23 protein-coding genes are annotated in these 22,109 nt (G+C 44.7%); 12 read left to right on the top strand and 11 right to left on the bottom strand.

What is annotated here, in order from left to right; all coding sequences use genetic code 11:
- Positions 1 to 85 precede the first annotated feature (85 nt).
- Entirely contained in the window at positions 86 to 922 is an 837-nt protein-coding gene (locus tag MHH63_RS17590; RefSeq protein WP_076125120.1) for a YesL family protein, read from the bottom strand.
- 186 nt (positions 923 to 1,108) lie between these two features.
- Between MHH63_RS17590 and MHH63_RS17595 the strand changes: the two genes are divergently transcribed.
- Positions 1,109 to 1,207 carry a hypothetical protein gene (locus MHH63_RS17595; RefSeq protein WP_036689290.1) on the top strand — a complete coding sequence of 33 codons (99 nt, stop codon included), beginning with the start codon at positions 1,109 to 1,111 and terminating at the stop codon, positions 1,205 to 1,207.
- 127 nt (positions 1,208 to 1,334) lie between these two features.
- On the opposite strand, the gene MHH63_RS17600 is transcribed toward MHH63_RS17595, so the two are convergent.
- Complete coding sequence (locus tag MHH63_RS17600; protein ID WP_076308293.1) at positions 1,335 to 2,987, bottom strand: DEAD/DEAH box helicase; 1,653 nt, start codon at positions 2,985 to 2,987, stop codon at positions 1,335 to 1,337.
- Between the two features lie 335 nt (positions 2,988 to 3,322).
- Between MHH63_RS17600 and MHH63_RS17605 the strand changes: the two genes are divergently transcribed.
- The 4 genes from MHH63_RS17605 (at position 3,323) to MHH63_RS17620 (ending at position 7,477) form a co-directional block, all read left to right on the top strand.
- Positions 3,323 to 4,156: a YitT family protein gene (locus MHH63_RS17605; RefSeq protein WP_036689285.1), complete on the top strand. Its 834-nt coding sequence runs from the start codon at positions 3,323 to 3,325 to the stop codon at positions 4,154 to 4,156.
- A 180-nt stretch (positions 4,157 to 4,336) separates the two neighbouring features.
- The gene (locus tag MHH63_RS17610) at positions 4,337 to 4,525 is read left to right on the top strand and encodes a hypothetical protein (protein ID WP_036689649.1); all 189 of its coding nucleotides are present in this window, start codon (positions 4,337 to 4,339) and stop codon (positions 4,523 to 4,525) included.
- A 231-nt stretch (positions 4,526 to 4,756) separates the two neighbouring features.
- A complete protein-coding gene (locus MHH63_RS17615) occupies positions 4,757 to 5,968 on the top strand; it encodes a putative glycoside hydrolase (RefSeq protein ID WP_076125118.1) in 1,212 nt (403 codons plus the stop codon).
- 135 nt (positions 5,969 to 6,103) lie between these two features.
- Positions 6,104 to 7,477, top strand: a complete 1,374-nt coding sequence (locus MHH63_RS17620) for an MATE family efflux transporter (RefSeq protein WP_341171859.1) — start codon at positions 6,104 to 6,106, stop codon at positions 7,475 to 7,477.
- Positions 7,478 to 7,548: 71 nt separating this feature from the next.
- On the opposite strand, the gene pfkA is transcribed toward MHH63_RS17620, so the two are convergent.
- Both pfkA and MHH63_RS17630 read right to left on the bottom strand, forming a co-directional pair.
- Entirely contained in the window at positions 7,549 to 8,520 is a 972-nt protein-coding gene (pfkA, locus tag MHH63_RS17625; RefSeq protein ID WP_036689277.1) for a 6-phosphofructokinase, read from the bottom strand.
- Positions 8,521 to 8,586: 66 nt separating this feature from the next.
- Positions 8,587 to 9,669: a tetraprenyl-beta-curcumene synthase family protein gene (locus tag MHH63_RS17630; protein WP_036689648.1), complete on the bottom strand. Its 1,083-nt coding sequence runs from the start codon at positions 9,667 to 9,669 to the stop codon at positions 8,587 to 8,589.
- A gap of 193 nt (positions 9,670 to 9,862) precedes the next feature.
- Between MHH63_RS17630 and MHH63_RS17635 the strand changes: the two genes are divergently transcribed.
- Positions 9,863 to 11,113 carry an MFS transporter gene (locus MHH63_RS17635; protein ID WP_248549264.1) on the top strand — a complete coding sequence of 417 codons (1,251 nt, stop codon included), beginning with the start codon at positions 9,863 to 9,865 and terminating at the stop codon, positions 11,111 to 11,113.
- A gap of 214 nt (positions 11,114 to 11,327) precedes the next feature.
- Here the strand turns inward: MHH63_RS17635 and MHH63_RS17640 are convergent, their stop codons facing one another.
- On the bottom strand, positions 11,328 to 11,525 hold the full coding sequence (locus MHH63_RS17640; RefSeq protein ID WP_036689272.1) for a cold shock domain-containing protein: 198 nt from the start codon (positions 11,523 to 11,525) through the stop codon (positions 11,328 to 11,330).
- 173 nt (positions 11,526 to 11,698) lie between these two features.
- Here MHH63_RS17640 and MHH63_RS17645 point away from each other — a divergent pair, with 173 nt between their 5' ends.
- The 6 genes from MHH63_RS17645 (at position 11,699) to MHH63_RS17670 (ending at position 16,369) form a co-directional block, all read left to right on the top strand.
- Positions 11,699 to 11,932, top strand: coding sequence for a hypothetical protein (locus MHH63_RS17645; RefSeq protein ID WP_036689271.1), 234 nt, complete (start codon positions 11,699 to 11,701; stop codon positions 11,930 to 11,932).
- 6 nt (positions 11,933 to 11,938) lie between these two features.
- A complete protein-coding gene (locus MHH63_RS17650; protein WP_036689267.1) occupies positions 11,939 to 12,109 on the top strand; it encodes a hypothetical protein in 171 nt (56 codons plus the stop codon).
- A 212-nt stretch (positions 12,110 to 12,321) separates the two neighbouring features.
- Positions 12,322 to 14,112, top strand: a complete 1,791-nt coding sequence (pepF, locus tag MHH63_RS17655; RefSeq protein ID WP_341171860.1) for an oligoendopeptidase F — start codon at positions 12,322 to 12,324, stop codon at positions 14,110 to 14,112.
- A gap of 88 nt (positions 14,113 to 14,200) precedes the next feature.
- A complete protein-coding gene (locus MHH63_RS17660) occupies positions 14,201 to 14,512 on the top strand; it encodes a LapA family protein (RefSeq protein WP_042126298.1) in 312 nt (103 codons plus the stop codon).
- A gap of 2 nt (positions 14,513 to 14,514) precedes the next feature.
- A complete protein-coding gene (locus tag MHH63_RS17665) occupies positions 14,515 to 15,555 on the top strand; it encodes a M42 family metallopeptidase (RefSeq protein ID WP_076184364.1) in 1,041 nt (346 codons plus the stop codon).
- Complete coding sequence (locus tag MHH63_RS17670) at positions 15,539 to 16,369, top strand: hypothetical protein (protein WP_076301224.1); 831 nt, start codon at positions 15,539 to 15,541, stop codon at positions 16,367 to 16,369. Before MHH63_RS17665 ends, MHH63_RS17670 begins: the two co-directional genes overlap by 17 nt.
- 352 nt (positions 16,370 to 16,721) lie before the next feature.
- On the opposite strand, the gene MHH63_RS17675 is transcribed toward MHH63_RS17670, so the two are convergent.
- The 6 genes from MHH63_RS17675 to MHH63_RS17700 form a co-directional block, all read right to left on the bottom strand.
- On the bottom strand, positions 16,722 to 17,207 hold the full coding sequence (locus MHH63_RS17675) for a tetratricopeptide repeat protein (protein WP_248549266.1): 486 nt from the start codon (positions 17,205 to 17,207) through the stop codon (positions 16,722 to 16,724).
- A gap of 42 nt (positions 17,208 to 17,249) precedes the next feature.
- Complete coding sequence (locus MHH63_RS17680) at positions 17,250 to 19,184, bottom strand: ABC-F family ATP-binding cassette domain-containing protein (RefSeq protein WP_036689259.1); 1,935 nt, start codon at positions 19,182 to 19,184, stop codon at positions 17,250 to 17,252.
- An 87-nt stretch (positions 19,185 to 19,271) separates the two neighbouring features.
- Positions 19,272 to 19,841: a TetR/AcrR family transcriptional regulator gene (locus tag MHH63_RS17685; protein WP_036689257.1), complete on the bottom strand. Its 570-nt coding sequence runs from the start codon at positions 19,839 to 19,841 to the stop codon at positions 19,272 to 19,274.
- A 44-nt stretch (positions 19,842 to 19,885) separates the two neighbouring features.
- Positions 19,886 to 20,689 (bottom strand): DUF92 domain-containing protein, encoded by an 804-nt coding sequence (locus tag MHH63_RS17690; RefSeq protein ID WP_036689254.1) that lies wholly within the window; start codon positions 20,687 to 20,689, stop codon positions 19,886 to 19,888.
- Between the two features lie 22 nt (positions 20,690 to 20,711).
- Positions 20,712 to 21,335, bottom strand: a complete 624-nt coding sequence (locus tag MHH63_RS17695) for a fumarylacetoacetate hydrolase family protein (RefSeq protein WP_076301226.1) — start codon at positions 21,333 to 21,335, stop codon at positions 20,712 to 20,714.
- 36 nt (positions 21,336 to 21,371) lie between these two features.
- Positions 21,372 to 22,103 (bottom strand): glycerophosphodiester phosphodiesterase, encoded by a 732-nt coding sequence (locus MHH63_RS17700; protein ID WP_076276351.1) that lies wholly within the window; start codon positions 22,101 to 22,103, stop codon positions 21,372 to 21,374.
- Positions 22,104 to 22,109: the final 6 nt, after the last annotated feature.

Here is a 22,109-nt window from a genome sequence, read left to right on the forward strand (position 1 = left end):
TAACGAAAAAGTAAACCTGTATGCGCTTTATTTTTACACAGGAATTAATTACCTGGAAATATCCAACGCTTAATCCAGCATTTTGTTAAATGCGTTTGGTGTCCTTTTCATCAATTTCATCCTCGTAGTCATCGTCATCGTCATCGTCGTCGTATTCATCCGCCCGATTGTTCAATGCTGCTGCTTCTGCTTCTTCCTGCTCTTTCAGTTTCTTCTTTTCTACTTGCAGCTGTAGCTTATTATAAGTAGCGTAGAAGTTAAAGAAGGCCGCCATTGCAATCAACGTTGGAATACAAATGAAATACAGAGCCGGATATCTAAGACCGATATAAACAAGAACCGCGGCTGCAATCAATGTAGAGAACACACGAATTGGGCGTGCTATAGTCAGCAATATAGAATTGGTCATCACTTGCTTGAAGCCCATTTGGTAATGAACCACAATGGAAAAGAAGTTAAACATGGATACCGACAAAAGTATCATCAGCACCAACATCAAAATACCAACAATTCTGAAGTTAGGCATTTGTGTCATGTAAACTGTTACATCAACGTACATAACAACGAACATCAATGTATAGATAACTCCTCCGAGCATGCTTTTTACATAGTTCTCTTTATACCCCTGGAAAAATGTACGAAAAGTTCCTACATCCGTATTCCCCATTACCCACTTACGTACTACAGTAAATAAAGCGGCTGAAGCTGGAAACACCGTAAAGGGCGCTAGAATCCCCATTGCCCAGTTCAATGTAATTTGCTCGTTCGCTCCACCTGCGCCTGTCCCTAACATAATCATCTTTAAAACACCAAAAAACAAAAACGGGGCGGAACATAGTGCCCATAAGATATTACTTCCTGCGATACGTGAAATCCATTCTGTCACGCGGTATAAGCCGCCCATTGCTCCTTTAAACTCCAATTCCCTTCCTCCTCTGTCTCTTACATACTACATATCTTAACTATACCTCATTTGACCTCCTCATTTCCATAGCCCAACTTTCTGAATTATAGACTATCGTCTATACGTAAAGCCTTTATAGTCCATATATTAGGATTGTAACCATAAGAAATACCAAAATCCCCACATTCTAAAGGAGGTTATCTCATGTCTACACCTGTTGGCTTCGGCGGTTGGACTTCTACAGGCACGATCCTCGTATTGTTTATCTTGCTCGTTATCATCACTCGTACATTCGGATACTAATATCTCACAAAACAAATTGGCGCCCTAATAAGGACACAACAATTCACCAAACATCCTTATATTTCAGCAAAAAGAAGACGAGAACCGCAATGCGGCATCTCGTCTTCTTTGGTATCTTGACGAAGTATTAATTATCGAAATCTTCACGTTTTGCAGGACGAGTGCTCGTGCTGCTTGGACGAGTGTATGGTTTACGCTCTGCGCTGCGGTTTGCACCACCGTCACGAGCTGGTGCGCCATCACGGTTGCCTTTATAGCCACCGCCATAGCCGCCACTGCCGCTACCGTAGTTACTGCCACCGCTGCTATAGCCACCACGACTACCGCCACCGTTATTATCACGGTTACCACGGTATCCACCACCGCTACTGCTGCCACCGGAAGTGCCACGGTTTCCGCCATAACCACCATTAGGTTTACGGCCACTGCGGATATCGTTTTTGCCACCACGACGTTTAGCACGAATTGGATCTTCAGGAGTCAATTCAATTGCAGAATCCTTCTTGTCGCCAGTGAGAAGCTTCATAGCTGCGGACAACAATTGTACGGAATCATATTGCTCAAGCAATTGAATAGAAATTCCTTTGTACTCGTTCAATTCTCCGCTTTCTACCACTTCAAGCAAACGCTCAGCAGTAACGCGTTGTTTACCTTCAATAGCTTCAGCCATTGTTGGCAAAGGTTTACGAGTAATCCGGTGACGAGTAACACGTTCGATCAAATGCAGGTGATCGATTTCGCGTGGAGTAACGAATGACCAAGCCGTACCTTCTTTACCTGCGCGTCCTGTACGACCAATACGGTGTACATAGCTTTCAGGATCTTGTGGCAAGTCAAAGTTAATTACGTGAGTTACGCCGGATACGTCCAGACCACGTGCCGCTACGTCAGTAGCTACCAGCACGTCAATGCTGCCATCACGGAATTTACGCATTACAGCATCACGTTGGTTCTGTGACAAGTCACCATGCAATCCATCAGCAGAATATCCGCGTTTTTGCAAAGCTTCAGCAAGCTCATCAACCCGGCGCTTAGTACGTCCGAATACGATAGCTAATTCAGGAGATTCCATATCAATCAAACGACTAAGAGCTTCAAACTTTTGACGCTCAGGCACTTCCACATAAGCTTGATCAATCAGTGGGGCACTGATTTGTTTCGGAATAACGGAGACATGTTGCGGGTTGTTAAGAAATTGTTGAGCTAGGCGTTGAATGTTTGGTGGCATTGTAGCAGAGAACAACATGGTTTGACGTTCTACAGGAACGAGCTTCAAGATCGTCTGAATATCTTCCATAAAGCCCATATCCAGCATTTCATCTGCTTCATCCAATACAACGGTTTGAACATCATCCAAACGGATCGTTTTACGGTTGATGTGATCGAGCAAACGACCAGGTGTACCAATAATGATTTGTGGTTTCTTTTTCAATCCACGGATTTGACGTCCAATATCCTGTCCGCCATAAATCGCCAACGAGCGAAGACCTTTGAAACGGCTTAGTTTGCCAATTTCTTCTGACACTTGGATGGCCAACTCACGAGTTGGTGCCATAATAAGGGCCAAGATTTTTTCGTCTTCACGGTTAATCTTCGAAATGAGGGGGATACCAAAAGCAGCAGTCTTACCTGTACCAGTCTGAGCTTGACCGATCAGATCCGACCCAGTCAATGCTAATGGGATCGACTGTTCCTGTATCGGTGTTGCCTCCTCAAATCCTAACTCTGTGATTGCTTGTAGCACTTTTGGCTCCAAGCCAAATTCTGCGAATGTTTTCAAATTATTCATGCTCCTTCTATACAGTGGACATTCCACATGCTTGTCTGTATTCTTAAGTAGCGGTAAACACATTTATAGGCTGTCCAATCATGCTCTATTTTCTGCATGATATAGCGCTTTTGGGACGAAAAGCCTCCCTAATCATCAGGTACCTTGTTGTACCTGAGCAACTGTAGCTTTACATCCGATGCAATGCAAAAATACCATTGTAACGTTCTACTCAAGAATATCCTATACATTATATCACAAACACATGTGAGAATACCAGTGGGTTCCTTTCTTTTCATTGCTTTCATGTTTTATTTTTTTAAATATATATATAAGGGTGGATTTACTTGTTAAGACAGATTTTGAATTGTTTGGTTGTTTTTTTAGGGGCAGCACTGATCGCCAGTGGATTTAATCTATTTTTAATTCCACACCGTTTACTAAGTGGTGGCGTATCTGGGCTTTCCATGTTAGTGGGTTATTTCACCCCATTAAACATAAGCCTCCTATACTTGCTCTTTAATATTCCTCTGCTGGCTGCAGGCTGGTTCCAGTTAGGCCGGAGATTTATTATTATGAGCATGTTATCCGTTGTGTTTACAACCTGGTTCTTAACGGTGATTCCTGAGCATCTGGTGGCTACAGATATGCTGCTGTCCTCTGTATTTGGCGGAGTTCTCGTTGGGATTGGCTGCGGTATCTCCTTCCGTGCAGGAGGTTCTTCCGGAGGTTTTGACATCTTGGGTTCAATTATCACTAAATACCGTGATTTCCCGGTCGGCAATGTAGTGGTAAGTTTAAATGGACTAGTTATCCTGGCGGCCGCTTATCTTGACCAGAACTGGAATTTAGCACTTTCATCAATGGTATCTATATATGTAACAGGTAAAGTGTTGGATATGATTCATATCAGCCACTTAAAGGTAACCGTATATATTGTAACAAACCGTACAGATGAATTACTGCAACATCTAATAGGCCTTCAACGAGGTGTCACAAAGATTAAAACAGAAGGCGCTTATTCTCACGTTGAAAAGGACATGCTAATGACGGTAACAACCCGCTACGAACTTGCAGAACTGCAACGTATCATCCGCACGACAGATCCGCAAGCTTTTGTAAATATTGTTGAAACAGTGGGTGTTATGGGTTCCTTCCGGAAAGACAAAATGAGGAAATAAAAATTCCTAGTATTGGAAAATGCACCAAACTCAGAATTATGATATATTATACACACGCAGAACCCTAACAATTTCATAAAGATTGAGATTTACCCCTCTTTTTTCCAAAGCACTTCGTTTTCCGATGAACACTGAATCTATTCAGAACTATCGAAAAAGGAAAGGGTGATTTTTGTGGAAATGGAAACGGTAAAACTGTCAGCAATCGTCATGAGGTGGTATCCTGATATGATGCCGTTTCTCAAACAGGACGAATTAAATTCAGTAATCGTTCTGCGAGACGGGCTAAGTATTCTGGAACCTGCAGATGCCATGGATATTATCCATTACAGCATCTGTGAACATCAGAATTCTGCGTATCTTCAATGAGCAAGCCGCAAGAGAAGTCTTGATAGTTGCCGCCTTGGGTTCGGCCCTGTTGCCGATTTAAGGCGGCATTTACTTTTTTCATACCGTTTCGAATCCATACATCTCGTTTATAAACAACAAAGGCGGTTTTTTATTCCCAATCTGAGCTAATATTGTTACAACACTGTTCTTTTTGGGAGCAACCGTTCCTATATAATTTAGGGGAAAGTACATAAAGGGAGAGAAAAACGAATGAACATCACCTGGGCTCTACTGATGATGGCCTTGGGAAGCGTAGGCGTACAACAGAACCAACATGACGCTGAAGTGGCGATCGCTTTGAAGTCCGCCATGAATCCCCCCATCATTGCACAACAAAACAACAATTCGAATGTAGCAACTCCGGCTCCAAGCGCTTCACCTGAAGCAACAAACTCAGAAAGTATGTTACACACCGATCCACAGCCAGATGCACCCAAAGTAAAAGGCATTTATGTTACCGCCTACAGTGCTGGTGGGGAACGAATGGAAAAGCTGCTTACACTGCTTGACCAAACCGAACTTAACTCAATGGTTATAGACATTAAGGACGATGCGGGTTATATCACGTATAAGACCGATAATGCCGACCTTCAGAAACTCGGTAACCCTCAGCCTTTTATTGGAGATATCAGCAAGTTAATGGAACGTTTGAAGAAACATGATGTTTATCCTATCGCCCGGATTGTTGTTTTTAAAGATTCTATTCTTGCCAAGAAGAACCCGCAGATGTCTTTTGTTAATTCTGATGGCACTGTATGGAAGAATAAGGGCGGCGACAGCTTTGTTAATCCTTATAATGAAGATGTTTGGAAATACAATGTGGATATCGCCAAGGAAGCTGTCAAGCTCGGCTTCAAAGAAATTCAGTTCGACTATGTTCGTTTTCCGGAAGGATTCGAAAAACGCGCTGAAACCCTTAAATACACTAAAACCAGTGATTCACGCGTAGAAATTGTATCTAATTTTGTTAAATATGCCAAAGCAGAGCTAGCTCCACTTGGTGTCCGTGTGTCCGTAGATATTTTTGGATATGCCGCATCTGCCCCTGCTGAGGGTATCGGCCAAGACTTTGTTAAAATATCCAAGAATGTGGATGTTATCAGTCCAATGGTTTATCCAAGTCACTATTCAACGGGATGGTTTGGCGTGAAAGAGCCCGACTTAGATCCTTACGCTACAATCAAAGGCTCCATGGTTGATACACATAAGAAGCTTGATCCACTGGGCAGCTACAAACCCGTTATTCGGCCTTGGATTCAAGACTTTACAGCAAGCTGGCTCGGAAGTGGTCATTATGTGAAATATGGTAAAAAACAGGTGGAAGATCAAATCCGCGCTTTGAAAGATGAGAATGTGGATGAGTTCCTTCTCTGGAACGCCAACAATCGCTATACAGCCGATGTTGATTACGAAAAACAATGAATACAGCCCTTATTATTTATAGCTGATCTGATATACGTATGCTAAAGACCCGGCGTTTGCCGGGTCTTTTAACGGAAACTTATTGAACTATTTAACCTATTCCATGAAAAATCATAAAGAATGAGGCACAGAATTATGATACAGACCACCTCTTTAAAACAAAAGGCAGGACAATTTTTTCATATTTTATTCCCAATCCTTGTTACACAAATTGCTTTATCCGCGATCACCTTCTTTGATACTAATATGTCCGGTAAATTCGGGACCGTCGATCTGGCAGGAGTTGCGATAGGAACTAGTCTTTGGATTCCAATCCAAACCGGTCTCAGCGGTATTCTTATGGGGATCACACCTATTGTTTCACAGCTCATCGGGAGCAAAAAAGATAAGGATGTCGCCTTTCAAGTCACACAAGGTATTTGGCTGTCACTAATTGTTTCGATCATCGTCTTGCTGATTGGCAGCTTTGCCTTGTCACCTATTCTTAATTTTATGAACTTGGAGCCTGGTGTAAGAGTTGTTGCTTTCCGCTTCCTCAGTTCTATTTCGTTCGGAATTATCCCCCTGTTTGGATATACGGTACTTCGTAGCTGTATAGACGCTTTAGGGCAAACACGCGTATCCATGTGTATTACACTAATAGCTTTGCCTGTAAATGTAGGTTTGAACTATTTGCTCATCTTCGGGAACTTCGGATTCCCTCGTCTCGGGGGTGTTGGTGCAGGGGTAGCTTCAGCCATTACCTATTGGGTTATATTTGCCGTTGCTCTATTGTTCATATATCGTTCTCAGGCCTTTGTAAATCTCAGATTATTCCGTAATTTCTACTTCATATCGTTAAACAGCATTAAAGATTTGCTTAAAATCGGAGTACCCATCGGTTTCTCGATTTTTTTCGAAACGGCTGTCTTTTCCGCTGTAACCTTGTTAATGAGCCGATTTGATACCGTAACAATTGCCGCGCATCAGGCAGCAATCAATTTTGCAACAACACTCTATATGATTCCGCTCAGTATTTGCATCAGCCTTACCATCCTCGTCGGCTTCGAGACCGGGTCTGGCAGACAAAAGGATGCACGCCAATATGCCATAATGGGTATCGGGCTGGCGGCAATCCTTTCGCTGGCCACAGCTTTATTACTCTTGTTTGCCGGAAATCATGTAGCTGGTCTATATTCAGATGAACCCGATGTCATCTCGTTGATTCAGCATTTCCTGATCTATGCAATCTTTTTTCAAATCTCAGATGCAATTGCTACACCTACTCAAGGGGCGCTTCGCGGATATAAGGATGTTAACCCAGCCTTTATCATTTGTTTTATTGCCTATTGGGTAATTGGCTTACCTACAGGTTATATACTTGCAACTTATACAGATCTAGGAGCATTCGGCTACTGGATTGGTCTTATCACCGGTCTTGCCATCGGTGCGACCCTGCTATTGTCTCGGCTTATCAAAGTTCAACGGCGTTATGCCGCACAATACATACAGGAACAACCACAGAGTTAACGATCCATATTACACAAAAAAGGAACAGTGCGCATCTCGCAGCTGTTCCTTTTTATATATAGGGTCGCTAATTATTGGGAAAGACGGGAAGCCAGCTCGTACAGCTCCAGGTCAAAGCCTTTTTTCGTATTCACAACGAGATCAATATCCGTAAGGGTTAATTCACCTTTGATGATACCACAAGCCTTGTCGGATTCACCTTCGATTAGCTTACGTACGGCAAAATCGCCAAGACGGCTAGCCAAATTCCGGTCTCCAGGAGTTGGTGTTCCACCACGTTGGATATGTCCGAGTACAGTAACACGTGCGTCCAGAGAAGCATGACGGTCTTTCAGAGCTTGAGCCACATCTTCACCTTTGCCAACGCCTTCGGCAACAATTACGATACTGTGACGTTTACCTCTGATAAAGTTATCGCGCATCCGGTCAGCAACTTCATTCAAATCATACGGCATTTCCGGCACAAGAATTGTTTCTGCTCCGGAAGCCAGTCCAGCATGCAGCGCGATATCGCCACAGTGGCGTCCCATAACCTCTACAATGGAAGAACGTTCATGAGAGGACATAGTGTCACGCAACTTGTTAATAGCGTCTACAACAACGCCAACCGCTGTATCAAAACCGATAGTGTAGTCTGTGAAGGAGATATCGTTATCAATCGTACCTGGCAAAGCCATAGTCTTGATACCGAGTTTACTTAATTTGTTAGCTCCTTTATAAGAACCATCTCCACCGATAACTACTAGACCATCGATACCCAGTTCATTAAGGATATCCGCGCCTTTTTGTTGTCCTTCCGGTTTCGTGAACTCCAGACATCTTGCAGACTGCAGAACAGTACCGCCACGTTGAATAATATCTCCTACACTGCGAAGATCCATTGGGAAGATATCGCGATTCAGCAGACCTTGATAACCACGTTGCACCCCAAATACCTCAATACCGAAATAAAGTGCGCTTCTTACAACCGCACGAACAGCGGCGTTCATTCCCTGTGAATCTCCACCACTAGTCAATACTGCGATTTTTTGAATTTTAGACATTCTGTTGTTCCTCCTTAAAATTGTGCGAAGTCTGATACTTCTTATAAAAATAACTTCGCGACATGGTTACAAAAAGCGTTTGCGTATCCAACGGCTGTTAGCGAAGAAGAACAGTCTTGTAAGCGGACTGCCTTTCATCAGGCTTTTAGATACAGAGCGAACTTCCCGCTGTTCGCTAACTTTCGGATCAGATAAATAAAGTGCCAGCAATCCCTCAATCACCATACGATGCATCGAAGACTCTGGAAGATTACGAACATCCTTACGGGCCCACTCAACCATTGCAGCGATCCGACTCAGCATGGTATCCGTGTCATCATAATAATTGCAGAAATTAAGATCACCGCCTGCTCGGTCCTCTTCCTGATCAATCAGATAATCCAGCATAATGTGCAGACCACATACATGCGGAAAATACGCGGCTCGAATCGAAGCCGCAGAAGCTTGGTTCAGCTTCGGATCACATGCAGATAGAAATAACATAAATACACCTAGCGTTGATCCCGTTGCAGCCGAAAACTCATTCCATTGCAGATGCGGCGCTCGACTGCCCTGTTCCTCCCACCACTCCTTCAGGGCTGTTTCCCTGAGTTCCGGGCGGATGTGCTTATACACTTGTAAATCTGTATAGAGCACAGCCAGTTCTCGAATCTCCGCTGCAGCAGCGGAATAACCTGGCAACAAAGAAATCATTTCTTGGCATTTACGAACCAGCCTGTACAAATATCCGCCGTCATTCTGTTCACTTCGAAGCGCATAATAATTACCTGGCTCAGCATTTGGATCAATAGCATCCAGCATAGATTGATGCAGCAGCCTGAAATCTGCAGGATCAAGCGAAGTACTGCGATCACATAAGTTGTCCAGATAATCACTGATAGTTTGATAAGCAACAATTAGCGGAATCAGTATATGTTTCATCGATAAATTGCCGGCGGCATAAATACCACCGCCTATGCAATGAAACTCTTTAGTTTCAATGCTGGCAAGTGCTTGCTTCCGGAGCTCGGGATCGGGAATCCCGTTCGCATCTTGGCGCCAGAAATGGAGACATTCTCTCACTTCCGGCAGCACGTACTTATAGACCCTGTTCATAAGTCCCAGTGGACCACGCGGGCTAAGGTAACGGCCTTGCTCTAATTCACTCAATGACAGTGCCTCCACATTGTTGTCTCCTTATCCAAATCACCACTTATTATAATATGATCAGGCGTATTTGTACAAACAACAAAATCACTTTCGTAAAATCATGAAAGATTCAGAAATACAGCAGTTTTTAAAAACATCTCCCCATTGCTTTATGCTATACTAGGCATATTTCAATTTCGGAGGAGTGCAATCCATGGTTTCAAAACGGACCGGCAGCCTTTACAGCGATCAAAACTGGCTGCGTTCCTTTCTCTTTACCATATATGGTACCAGCGTCCTTGTAGTATCCTACTTTCCTTTATTCTACACACATTTAGGGTTTAGCAGTTCTCAGATAGGCTACTTGTATTCCCTCGGCCCCCTTATCTCCATCCTATCCAATCTATTCTGGAGTATGATAAGCGATAAGTTAGGCACCGTTCGAAAGATCATGTTCATACTACTTGCGGGTCAATTAGTAACTGGTCTTCTATTAGCCAGAGCGGCCGAATTTTCATCTGTCATGCTTATTTTGTCCTTCTTCTACTTCTTCTATTACCCAGTTTTTCCGCTTGCCGATACAATGGCTATCAAAGTTGCCGAAAGGCACGGACGGAACTTCATTACCATTCGCGTTTTTGGCTCCTTAGGCTACTCTTTCTTTGCTCTAACCGTTGGCTATGCATTAAGAGCATTGGGCTCTACTTGGAGCTTGACCCTATGTATCATCATCATTATCGCTGCACTTTTAATTACCCTAGGTCTTAAGGATGTTAAGAGACCTGCTGTTATAGAAACAACGAATCAAGATAAGGACACAGCTGAAGCTGATAATAGCAAAAATGGACTTAAAGATATATTGTTGCAAAAAGAGGTGCTGTGGTTCTTCGGCTGTGTGTTTGTACTCGCGTTAGGCCATAGAATGAACGAAGCCTTTCTGACGATCAGTCTAAAACAACTAGGCGCAGGTGAGGAAATCATTGGCTGGGCATTGCTCGCGTCAGCTCTTAGTGAGATCCCTGTATTATTTATCCTCAGCAGATACGGCGACAAATTCAAAGAATTGCCCTTGCTGGCCTTGGGGAGTCTGATGTATGCTCTGCGTTTTCTTTTGATGTCCCTGGCGGATCATCCAGGCTCAATGATTGCCATTCAAGCCATGCACAGTATATCATTTGGTGTTTTTTATGTAACATCTGTCCGTTATATCACCCGGATTATCCCGGATCGCCTTCGGGCAACAGGTCTTGCCATTTTCACCGTCGTTTGGTCAAGTGCCTCTGGGCTGCTTAGCGGTACCTTTGGCGGCATTATTTATCAAGAGGCGGGGCGTTATATTTTTTATATAGTGGCTACGGGTTTCAGCTTGCTTGCTTTTGCAGGGTTTCTGGGACAGCATTTATTGAAATCCAACCTGGAGCCGATCAATTATTTCAGAAAAAAGAACAAAAAAGCCTCCCTATAATTAGGGTTGGTGTTATTCCATAATACAAAAAGGTCGTTTCACTCCCCTTCACTGGAGTGAAACGACCTTTTTCATTTTGGATAACTTCTATAGTGGGCGTAAAAAAACACAGTTCCCGAAAGAACTGTGTTCTGTAAGTTGGTAACCACTCTTGCAAGGGCTTGCCAAGTAAATTATATATTTGTAGCAGACAGCTTAACTGTCCTGCTGTTTCTTATAATTTTACTACGTTTTCAGCTTGCGGTCCGCGACTACCATCAGTGATGTCGAATTCTACTTCTTGACCTTCGTCCAAAGTCTTGAATCCTTCACCTTGAATTGCTGAGAAGTGTACGAATACATCTTCGCCGCCTTCTACTTGAAGAAAACCATAACCTTTTTCTGCGTTAAACCATTTTACTGTACCTTTCAATTGAACAACCTCCTAAAAATAACCGCCATATATGGCGTATAACTATAGTATACTGCAATCTTCTGTTCAAATCAATCAAACCCAACCCTTAATATATGATTTAATTTGCTTTTCCCTTCTCCAGTGCGTTATCATTGAGCCAAAAGCCAAAAATCGCCAGGGTGGTAATGATAATGATCAAAAAACATGAAATATACAAAACAGACAAATGGAATATGATGACGGTAGAAGTTCAAGGCCGCTACATTGTACTCCGCGAAATTTCCGATCAATGGGGAGAAGAAACACATACCTTCCTGAGTCGTCCAGCGATGATGCAATGGGTGAATAACCGCTTCAACAAAGAATCTTATAAAGACAATGAAGAAGAGTACAAAAACATCATTGCAGCTTTCAAACAGGTATAACAGGAAATGAATAACGAAAATCTCACGATTTATGTTGTCCTAGTCCTCTGTCTAGGCGCAGTATTAATTATGACCAAGGATCGTGTCCCGCCGAAACTAAAGCGGGGCATGGCCATGGCTGCGGTCGTAATGATTCTGTTTGCTTTCATCTTTGTTATTTATAGCTTGTTGGCATAACTACCATATAAAGAAGACTAAATATTAATAATCAGGACTTAGCAGGACATAATAAGCTGACTCTACTTTTCAAAGAGGAGGACGTCATGCCTATTACACTCAAGTCCATCCCTCTTCTACTTGTGCTCAGCTTGCTACCGGGTGAAATATCATCCACAGTATTGCCGAGGGAGATTATGCCTACTACATCTCATCATTCTAGGAGGGTTTCTATGGAACAATTATTGAAGAGAAGTGAAGTACCTGCTGAGAATCGTTGGAAGCTTGAAGATATATTTGCCTCTCAGAAGGATTGGGATGCAGAATATGCTGAAGCTAAATCACTGATCAAAAAAGCTGCTGATTTCCAAGGTAAACTTGATTCCGCAGAAGCTGTGAAACAATGTTTTGAGCTGGATGACAAGCTGTCCGTCTCCACTGAGCGACTCTTTGTCTATGCTCATATGCGTCAGGATGAAGACACTGCTAATCCTGAATATCAAGCTTTGTCCTCCAAAGCGAAGAAGCTTGGGATCGAAGCAGGCGAAGCCTTTTCTTTTGTAACCCCAGAAATCTTGGCACTGCCTATTGAGAAGCTGGATCAATTTATTGCTGATCCTGAACTGTCCGCTTACACCTTCACTTTAAAAGAGATGAAACGTGAGAAAGCGCATGTATTGTCCAAGGCTGAGGAAGCTCTGCTTGCCCAAGTTGGAAACCTAGCACAAGCGCCTCAGAACATTTTTAGTATGCTGAACAACGCAGATCTGAAATTCCCTAAGATTAAAGATGAAGATGGCAAAGAGGTCGAGCTGACTCACGGCAACTATATCAAGTTCTTGGAAAGCTCCGATCGCGAGGTTCGCCGAAATGCTTTTAAAGCAGTCTATGAAACCTATCGTAAGCAAAAAAACACCATCGCAGCAACGCTTAGCGCCAATGTGAACAAAAACGTCTTTTTCTCACACGTCCGCAAGTATCCATCTGTAATGGAAATGTCTCTTTACGGTGATAACATTCCAAAAGAGGTATACACCAACCTGATCGATACGATTCATGAAAGTCTTCCTTTAATGCACCGTTACATAAAGTTGCGTCAAAAGCTGCTTGGTGTGGATGAGTTACATATGTATGACCTATTTGCACCACTAGTAGATGAATATAAGCTGGATATCACGTACGAAGAAGCGAAGAAAATTACCAAAGAAGGCCTCAAACCGCTGGGTGAAGATTATCTGAATGTGCTGCAAAAAGGCTACGACAATGGCTGGATTGATGTCTATGAGAACGAGAATAAACGCTCTGGAGCATACAGCTGGGGCCCTTATGGCACACACCCATACGTCCTGCTGAACCATAACGATAATCTAAACAGTATGTTTACTCTGGCACATGAGATGGGTCATGCTCTACACTCTTATTTTTCAGACAACGCTCTGAACTATCGGAATGCACAGTATACCATTTTCCTTGCAGAGGTTGCTTCAACTACCAATGAAGCTTTGCTTATGGATTATCTACTCAAAAAGTCTACAGATCCTAAGGAAAAAATGTATCTGCTCACTTACTATGCCGATCAGTTCCGGACGACGATTTTCCGGCAAACAATGTTCGCAGAATTTGAAAAGATCATTCATCAGCGTGTTGAAGAGGGCGATTCGCTTACCCCACAAGATCTTTCGAGTATCTACTACGACCTGAATGTCAAATACTACGGCAAAGAAATGGTTGTGGATCAGGATATCGAGATGGAATGGGCACGAATTCCGCATTTCTATAACAGCTTCTATGTTTACAAATATGCAACAGGCTTCTCGGCAGCGACTAGCTTTGCCAAACAAATCCTTGAAGAAGGTAAACCGGCGGTAGATCGTTACCTCGGCTTCCTGAAGAGCGGTGGCAGTGATTACTCCATCAATATTTTGTCAAAAGCAGGCGTTGATATGTCGTCTCCTGAGCCGATTCGCGAAGCGATGAGTGTGTTCGAAAGTGTTATCGAGCAAATGGAACAGTTGACCAAATAAGGCAGAGAGCTTAGTATTACATTAATCCCTTGCCCTATCTGGGCAGGGGATTTTATATTGTTATATCCCCCTGAGGAGGAAGAATTCAATGAGAATTCAATGGTCACTAATTGCGGGTCTAATCTTCGCGCTGCTAACCGCCATATTCGCAGTCATCAACGTTGATCCCGTTCAAGTCAATTTCGGTTTTGATGTGGTTAATATACCACTTATACTCGTTATTCTTGGCTGCGCGTTAATTGGCGGAATCATCGTGGGCTCTTACGGCATTTTTCGTCAATACAAACTACAAAAGCAAATTAAAAGCTTAACTGCTGAGCTTACCAAGCTTCGTGATGCCGACACTTCACTGGATTCTTTTAACACAGACAATGATGGCTTAACAGGAGGGCTTAACTAATGATTACCATTCAACCTAATGAAGACTACATACTTTCCATCCTAAAAAAATTACTCGACACCCCCAGCCCAAGCGGTTTCACCGCACAGGTAATGACACTAGTTGCTGAAGAAGCAGCTGCGCTGAACGTACCTTTAAGCTGGAATGAAAAAGGCGGCGTAATTCTTAACGTCCCTGGCTTAGATCCCTCTCGTACTATTGGCATCAGCGCTCACGTGGATACACTTGGTGCCATGGTCCGCTCGATTAAAGCTAATGGCACACTGCGTCTGACCTCTGTGGGTGGCTTCGCCATGCACAGCATTGAGAATGAATACTGCACGATCCATACCCGTAGCGGCAAAACTTATACAGGAACCATCTTAACCAGCCATCCATCTGTTCACGTATATCCAGACGCTCGTGACTTCAAACGATCAGAGGAGAACATGGAAGTACGTATTGATGAGCTGGTATCTTCTAAAGAAGACGTACTTAAGCTTGGCATTTCCGTCGGAGATTTCATTTCTTTCGATGCACGTGCAGTGATTACGCCTAGCGGCTACATTAAATCCCGTCATTTAGATGACAAAGCAAGCGTGGCTGCCCTTCTCGGATTGCTGGAAAGTATTAAACGTGAAGGCTGGAAACCTCTCCACAACCTTTCTTTCCTCATCTCTAACTACGAGGAAGTGGGACATGGTACAGCTTGGATTCCTGGTGAAATCAATGAAATGATTGCCGTCGATATGGGCGCCATGGGTGATGATCTCAGCTGTAAAGAAACCGATGTATCCATCTGTGCAAAAGACTCTTCCGGCCCTTACGATTATGTTATGACAGGTCGTTTGATTGAACTGGCAGAAGCACTCGCAATTCCTTATGCCGTTGATATTTATCCTATGTACGGCTCCGATGCTTCCGCAGCGCTCAGAGGCGGAAACAATATCCGTGCAGCATTGATTGGCCCAGGTGTACATGCCTCCCACTCCATGGAACGTACGCATAAGCAAGCTGTAGTGAACACTGCTAAGCTTCTCGCTGCTTATGTGGGGACAAACTGAGGGTAGCTCTGGCAAGCTGAACCAGCTCTGGAGGCGCAGACAGGGACTTATCGTCTCACTTCTGGTGTTATTGATAGTGGGGTTAGCGCTATCGTTGTTTCTGGTATTTAGAAATCATAAGGAAGATCCCTTTAAAGGTCTTCCTCACGCCTATAGCTTTTTGGAAACAGTGAGTACAGATAACGTGCAGCTCTATATGATGTCACTTTCACCTGAGGATATTAAGCTCAGGGCCGCGGGTGTCCCTTTACGGCAAGTTAATGCATATGGGATTAACGGTGGTTTTTTCTATCAAGATGCGCTTTTATCCATGGCTATCATGAATGATACTCCAGTCAACGGAGCCCAGAAGGGTTATGGGTCTGGCTGGTTCAATGCTAAATACGCACGTGGAACCCTTGTCTGGGATAGTGCCAGCCGTAGCTTCTCCGTACAGGTTGTCTCTTCTGGAGAAGAATTGAAGATTACTGATCGCCAGCATTATTTTGCGCAAGGTGGCATTAGTATGAATCTGGGACACGAAGACTTATGGGAAGCGGCAGTAGCTGAAGAGCATCTTCCTTACGCTGATGAGAAACGCCTGCGCTCAGGCATGGTGTATGACAACACAGGAAAGCTCTGGCTGATTGTTACCCCAACGCTCTCAACAGCGGCAGAGTTCCGCTCAGCGATCCTCCAGACAGTTCCTGCTAAGGGTCTGGAGGGCATCTTCTTGGACGGAGATGGCTCTTCCCAGATGAATGCGAAGGAAATCATTGTACCCGGCGATTCTCGGTCTGTAGTACAAATGATTGCTGTGGACGGAACGAAATAAATAAGTAGAAAAATAAAAGAGTAGAATTCTCCAATTAGTGGAGGACCCTACTCTTTTTTTTTATTGGTGGTTCGCTTGTTCTTCAACAGACACTGCCGGACTTTCCGGTGGTCATCACTTACGGCTGGTGCTTACGGACCCAGATGGCGTTATTCGCAAATTATTAGCCTTTGGAGCATTGTTTCGGACCCAAGCGACGTTATTCACGCAAAAAAGGAACGTATCGGGTGCTTTTAGTGTCAATAGCGACTGTGGTGTCCGTTAACATTCCAAATGTGCAATAATGCTGCGTTTAAGGTCAGTGGTGTCCGGATAGTACTTCGTAAGTATTAATGTGATCTAAAAACAAGCATCAATCCCAGACTTGCTCCAGTTTATCTGAATAATAAGAAATGGCCTTACTGTAACTTCTTATCCCTTCATCCGCAGAGGTTTCTGCCAACAGCTTAAGCAGCAGCTCCATCGCTTGACTATGCTCTCCAAGATTGTGCAAGGTCATGGCTAGGAACGCCGGAAATTCCTTATTCTCCGGGTACTCCTGAACAGCCAGCATCAGAAGACCTTTTGACTTCTCGTATTCTCCGAGTGTCCGGTAGGTGCTGCCCAGTCCCAATAGAGCGCCAACTCTCTGCTCAGAAGGTAATCCTAACGCCAAGCTTTTCTCATAAAAGGGTACTGCCGCCCGCTCCAAACCCAGCACATCATGCGTCCAGGCCAATTGATATAGAAGTTCAGCGTCCCCAGCATTCTGCTCATATAGCTCAAACAGCATCATTTTGGCTTCTTCCGCTTTACCAGCGTTGCGTAGGGCTACGGCAGCTTTAAGTTTATCTTCCACACAGAGCCCTCCCCTATTTTCATTCAAAGCCATCCAACGGGTTTAAGCCTTACCAGCGATTTTCTCCGCAAGCTCGTTCAGATAGGTCCAGCGTTCCATAAGACGCTCCAGCTCTGCTTCGGCTAGGCGTTGCTCCTCTACTAGCTCCTGCAGCCTTCCAGAGTCAGCAAAAGCCGCCTCCATCTGTACACTAATATCCGTCAAACGTTGCTCTGCAAGCTCAATTTGCTCATCAATGCCCTCATATTCACGCTGTTCCTTGAAGCTGAATTTGAGTTTTGTTTTGGGAGCCGTTGAAGCTGCAGGGTTGCTGGCAGTGTCCGCGGCCTCTTTTTGCTTTGAGCTTCCTTCTTTGTTCGGTTCTCCAATGCGTGACGGTACATTTTTGGCCAGCCATTCTTCATATTCCGTATAATCGCCAACGTGAATCCGGATATCGCCATTTTCAAAAGCAATCAGCTTATCTATCGTACGGTCCAAGAAATAACGGTCATGGGATACGGTAAAGACGACACCCGGAAATTCATCCAGATAATCTTCCAAAACAGCCAATGTGCCGATATCCAAATCGTTCGTAGGTTCATCCAAAAGCAATACGTTAGGCGCTCCCATCAATACACGAAGCAGATACAAGCGTCTTTTTTCGCCCCCGGACAGCTTGGAGATCGGTGTCCATTGCATCGCAGGAGGGAACAAGAAGCGTTCCAGCATTTGACCAGCCGTAATCACACTGCCGTCTGCTGTCCGTATCACTTCTGCTTCTTCCTTCACGTATTCAATGGCACGCATACTGTCATCCATATCCTGATGCTCTTGTGTAAAGTAACCAAGCTTAACCGTAGCGCCAAGCTGAACTTCACCTTTATCGGGTTGCAGCTGACCTGCAATCATATTTAAGAGTGTTGATTTGCCGCTGCCGTTCGGGCCGACGATGCCCACTCTATCCTGGGGTACAGCGATATAGCTGAGATCTTTGATTAGCTGACGACCATCCAACGCTTTCGACAGGTCATTAATTTCAATGATCTTGCGACCTAAACGTGTAGAAGCCACAGAGATATCCAATGAACCGTTCGAGCTGCTTCCCGTACTCTCTTTCAGCTTCTCGAAGCGGTCGATTCTTGCCTTCTGTTTTGTTGAACGGGCTTTGGCACCGCGACGAATCCAAGCCAGCTCTGTACGCAACAGATTCTTACGCTTCTGTTCGGCAGAGGCTTCTCGTTCTTCTCGATCGGCTTTAAGCTCTAGAAACCGTGAATAGTTAGCTTCATAACGATAAAGCTGGCCACCATCCAGCTCTAGCATGACACTAGCCACACGCTCCAGGAAGTAACGATCATGCGTCACCATCAAAAGAGCGCCGCGCCGTTTCTGCAAATATTGCTCCAACCAAGCCACGGAATCCGTATCAATATGGTTGGTAGGCTCATCAAGAATCAGCAGTTCAGAGGGGGTAATCAGTGCAGCTGCCAGAGCCACACGTTTACGTTGTCCACCAGAAAGTGTGTCCATTAACGCATCAAACTTTAAGATGCCTAGCTTGGTAAGCACGCTTTTGGCTTCACTCTCCAAATGCCATGTTCCCGCAGCGTCGATCGCCTGCCCAATCTTTACTAGTTTTCCTTCCAGTTCAGCATTACCAGGCTGCTGTTCAAGCTGGGACATAGTCTCCATATACTCACGCATGGTAGCAAGGTCTGGATCATCCCCGGCGAACACTTGCTGCAAAACTGTATTCATAGGATCATAAGGAGGATTCTGCGCCAAATATTGTACTCTTACATTATTCCCGATGGCAATTTGTCCACCATCCGGAGTATCCAGACCGGCAATAATCCGTAAAAAGGTTGATTTACCCGTTCCATTCACACCGATCAAGCCAATTTTATCCCGATCGTCCATACCAAATGAAGCGTCGCTAAAGAGTACTTTCTCGCCATAACTCTTGGAAAGATGTTCCACGGTCATAATATTCATGCTATTTCCTCGCTTGCCTTATATTTTCATAAAACCGGCCCGCATCTAACCAATGCTATTTATCCGGTCTATCATCCTATCCAAAATTCAGGTGATCATGGCCCCTCTAATAAAAAGACCAGCAGCGAAATCAGCGCGTTTATACGCGTCCTCCTCCGTAAAAGACGGATCAAATAAAATATCCATCTTCAAACGATCCAGCATCCCTATGTAGGACTGTGCCATAAGCTCAGGCTCGGATGCTCCACCTTCTAATAATACCTTGACCACATCTTGCATGTACTGCTCCATAAATTGAGTCATATACGCCACTAATTCAGGATTATTGTTAGGGGCACGGAAAAAGAGCTTCGTATGCCGCTTGCGTTCATAATAATAATTCAGGTGATGTTTAGCAATGATCGACAGTTTACCGGCCAAAGTATCACTAGCCTTCAGCCTTTCCTGTAATTGCAGGAGAAATCCCTCACAATCGCGGCGAGTCACTGCCATGAATAATTCTTCCTTGCTCTTGAAGTATAAATAAACGGTGCCCTTTGCTATCCCGGCTTGCTCCGCCACTTCCGACATCTTCGTTTCGTAAAATCCACCTGAACCGAAGAGCTCGTATGCGGCATCCAGAATAGCAGTATGTTTTTGATTGGATGTGCTACTCATCGGTCCCTCCCTAAACTGTGCCGTTCAAAGCTTAAATTCAAATGCTAAATGATCATGCTCAGCAGTAAGGCTGCCGCACCTCCTAGGATAGAGCTGATGGCATTGACTGCGTCATTGCTCATCCACTTCCAGCCTCTTGCGTGTACAGCTGGAGCCCCACAATGCTGTGAGCCTTCCACTTCGCGGCCGCATACAGTACAGCGGTTCATCTGCTGCACGGTTGCACCAAGGATAGAGTCGGCAAAGGCGCCGACTAATCCTCCGGCAAGTCCTGCTAGGGTAAGCAGCACGAAAGAGTGATCCGGCATGCCGGATATCATACGCAGCAGCCAAGCTGACGCACCGATGAGTGCGCCTCCTGCTGCCGCCGCCAGCGTACCCAAGCTGGATACACCACCCGAAGCTCCGGCAGGAAGAACTTTACCCGTAAGGACAGAACGAGGCGGTTTCTTGCTCAGTGTTCCGATCTCCGTAGCCCATGTATCCGAGGTTACTGTAGCCATTACACCAATAAATAGGAACCCCCACAGCTCATGCGGGAAGATCGCATTCAGAAGAACCAGAACCATGCCAAGTCCACCGTTAGCAAAGACCTGCCCGGCATCGCGGCGGCCCGTCTTAGCATACGTCAGCTCTAATTCTGCTTTATTATCATGATGAAGTTTGGACAGCAGGCTTGAAGTGATGAAGAAGATCAGCAATATCCCAAACCAAAAAGCATTTCCGGCACCAAAATAAATAGTGCCCATCACTACCGCGGCAATCATGCCAGAGAGACTTAAAGACTGCTTCCAATATGCCGCTCCCGCAACAATCAAAGCGCCTAAAGCGCCAATAACCCACTGCATAGATTCATCTCCAACAGATCTATTAACCGATCAGGCAAGTCCCCATCAGCTTGTCGCCCCAGTACAGCTCGAAAGCGTCGCCAGCTACAGTAGGACCCACGCCTGCCGGAGTACCTGTAAATATCACATCGTCTTTCCCTAACCCGTAGCGCTCCGCGATAAAATCAACAATTTTTTGAAGTGAAAAAATCATGTTTTTAACATTGCCGCGTTGTACTTCCACCCCATTTTTCACCACTGTAAAATCAGTTCCCTCCAGCTCTTCCTTATCTGGAAACGCTATGTAAGGGGTGAGTGGTGCGGCATTTTTAAAGCCTTTAGCTGGCGTCCACGGCAAACCTTTCTTCTGCAGATCATTATGCACATCACGCAGCGTGAAATCCAGTCCCAGTGCCATAACATCTACCAGATCCTCCACGCTCATGCCTGGTGTATAATCACGTGCAATACGCAGTACAAGTTCACCTTCATAATGAATCTGACCCGCATCCTTTGGCAGCTTAATTACTGTTTTATCGAGGGAAACAGCCGCATGTGAGGGCTTCATGAAGATGAGCGGCTCCACGGGCACATTGTTACCCAATTCCTCCGCGTGTAGCTTGTAGTTGCGTCCAACACAATATAGATTATTAACAGCAGCGCACATAAACAGTCAGCTCTCTTTCCCATCGATTTGGATTATTTATACCTTCAGAAAGGTGTCGCCCCATATATCCGGGCGGTTTGTACAGATCATTATATCAGAATGCATGTCGGCTAAGCGACGCATCTCTTTCGCTTTGTTCACAGTCCAAGCCATAATTTCCACCCCACGCTCGGACAAAAGCTTAGCCAGTCTAGGATTCAGACGCGAGAAGCTAATCGAAAGTAAAGAGCAATCCAGTTCATGCAGCCTGCGTGCAGGATTGCCAAATCTGGAATCAAAGATCAATCCGGTGCGAAAACGGGGATCAATTTCCTTGACTTTTTTTAATGCTCCAGTATCAAAAGAGGTCAAGATCACGTCGTCCCGCATACCTTTTGCAGAAATAAGATCCGTCACCGTCTTCTCAATGCCAGGATACATATCTCCCACTGTTTTCAGTTCAATATTCAGATGCAATCTTCCGGAGGCTAGTGACAGCACCTCTTCCAAAGAAGGCACCCGCTCGCCCTGAAAAGAACGCCCTTTCCAGCTCCCCGCATCCAGACGCCGGATATATTCCCAGTCCATGTTCTTCACCTTGCCATGACCATTGGTCGTCCGGTCCAACGTATAATCATGAATGACAACAGGAACGCCGTCTTTGGAGAGCTGGACATCAATTTCCATCCAGTGCACATAGGGCATGGCAATCGCCATCCGAATGGCTGCCAATGTATTCTCTGGAGCTTTACCGGAAAACCCTCGATGGGCTACACACAAATTGTTCATCATAAG

Source organism: Paenibacillus sp. FSL H3-0310, assembly GCF_038002785.1.
Taxonomy (GTDB): Bacteria; Bacillota; Bacilli; order Paenibacillales; family Paenibacillaceae; genus Paenibacillus_AQ; species Paenibacillus_AQ odorifer.

Coding starts and splice junctions, on each gene's coding strand:
- MHH63_RS17680 (WP_036689259.1), bottom strand. CDS start 19,184: ATGAATATTATGACCGTGGAACATCTTTCCAAGAGTTATGGCGAGAAA.
- MHH63_RS17645 (WP_036689271.1), top strand. CDS start 11,699: ATGATCAAAAAACATGAAATATACAAAACAGACAAATGGAATATGATG.
- pepF (WP_341171860.1), top strand. CDS start 12,322: ATGGAACAATTATTGAAGAGAAGTGAAGTACCTGCTGAGAATCGTTGG.
- MHH63_RS17635 (WP_248549264.1), top strand. CDS start 9,863: ATGGTTTCAAAACGGACCGGCAGCCTTTACAGCGATCAAAACTGGCTG.
- MHH63_RS17690 (WP_036689254.1), bottom strand. CDS start 20,689: ATGCAGTGGGTTATTGGCGCTTTAGGCGCTTTGATTGTTGCGGGAGCG.
- MHH63_RS17660 (WP_042126298.1), top strand. CDS start 14,201: ATGAGAATTCAATGGTCACTAATTGCGGGTCTAATCTTCGCGCTGCTA.
- MHH63_RS17695 (WP_076301226.1), bottom strand. CDS start 21,335: ATGTGCGCTGCTGTTAATAATCTATATTGTGTTGGACGCAACTACAAG.
- MHH63_RS17620 (WP_341171859.1), top strand. CDS start 6,104: ATGATACAGACCACCTCTTTAAAACAAAAGGCAGGACAATTTTTTCAT.
- MHH63_RS17610 (WP_036689649.1), top strand. CDS start 4,337: ATGGAAACGGTAAAACTGTCAGCAATCGTCATGAGGTGGTATCCTGAT.
- MHH63_RS17650 (WP_036689267.1), top strand. CDS start 11,939: ATGAATAACGAAAATCTCACGATTTATGTTGTCCTAGTCCTCTGTCTA.
- MHH63_RS17615 (WP_076125118.1), top strand. CDS start 4,757: ATGAACATCACCTGGGCTCTACTGATGATGGCCTTGGGAAGCGTAGGC.
- MHH63_RS17595 (WP_036689290.1), top strand. CDS start 1,109: ATGTCTACACCTGTTGGCTTCGGCGGTTGGACTTCTACAGGCACGATC.
- MHH63_RS17670 (WP_076301224.1), top strand. CDS start 15,539: ATGTGGGGACAAACTGAGGGTAGCTCTGGCAAGCTGAACCAGCTCTGG.
- MHH63_RS17700 (WP_076276351.1), bottom strand. CDS start 22,103: ATGAACAATTTGTGTGTAGCCCATCGAGGGTTTTCCGGTAAAGCTCCA.
- pfkA (WP_036689277.1), bottom strand. CDS start 8,520: ATGTCTAAAATTCAAAAAATCGCAGTATTGACTAGTGGTGGAGATTCA.
- MHH63_RS17685 (WP_036689257.1), bottom strand. CDS start 19,841: ATGAGTAGCACATCCAATCAAAAACATACTGCTATTCTGGATGCCGCA.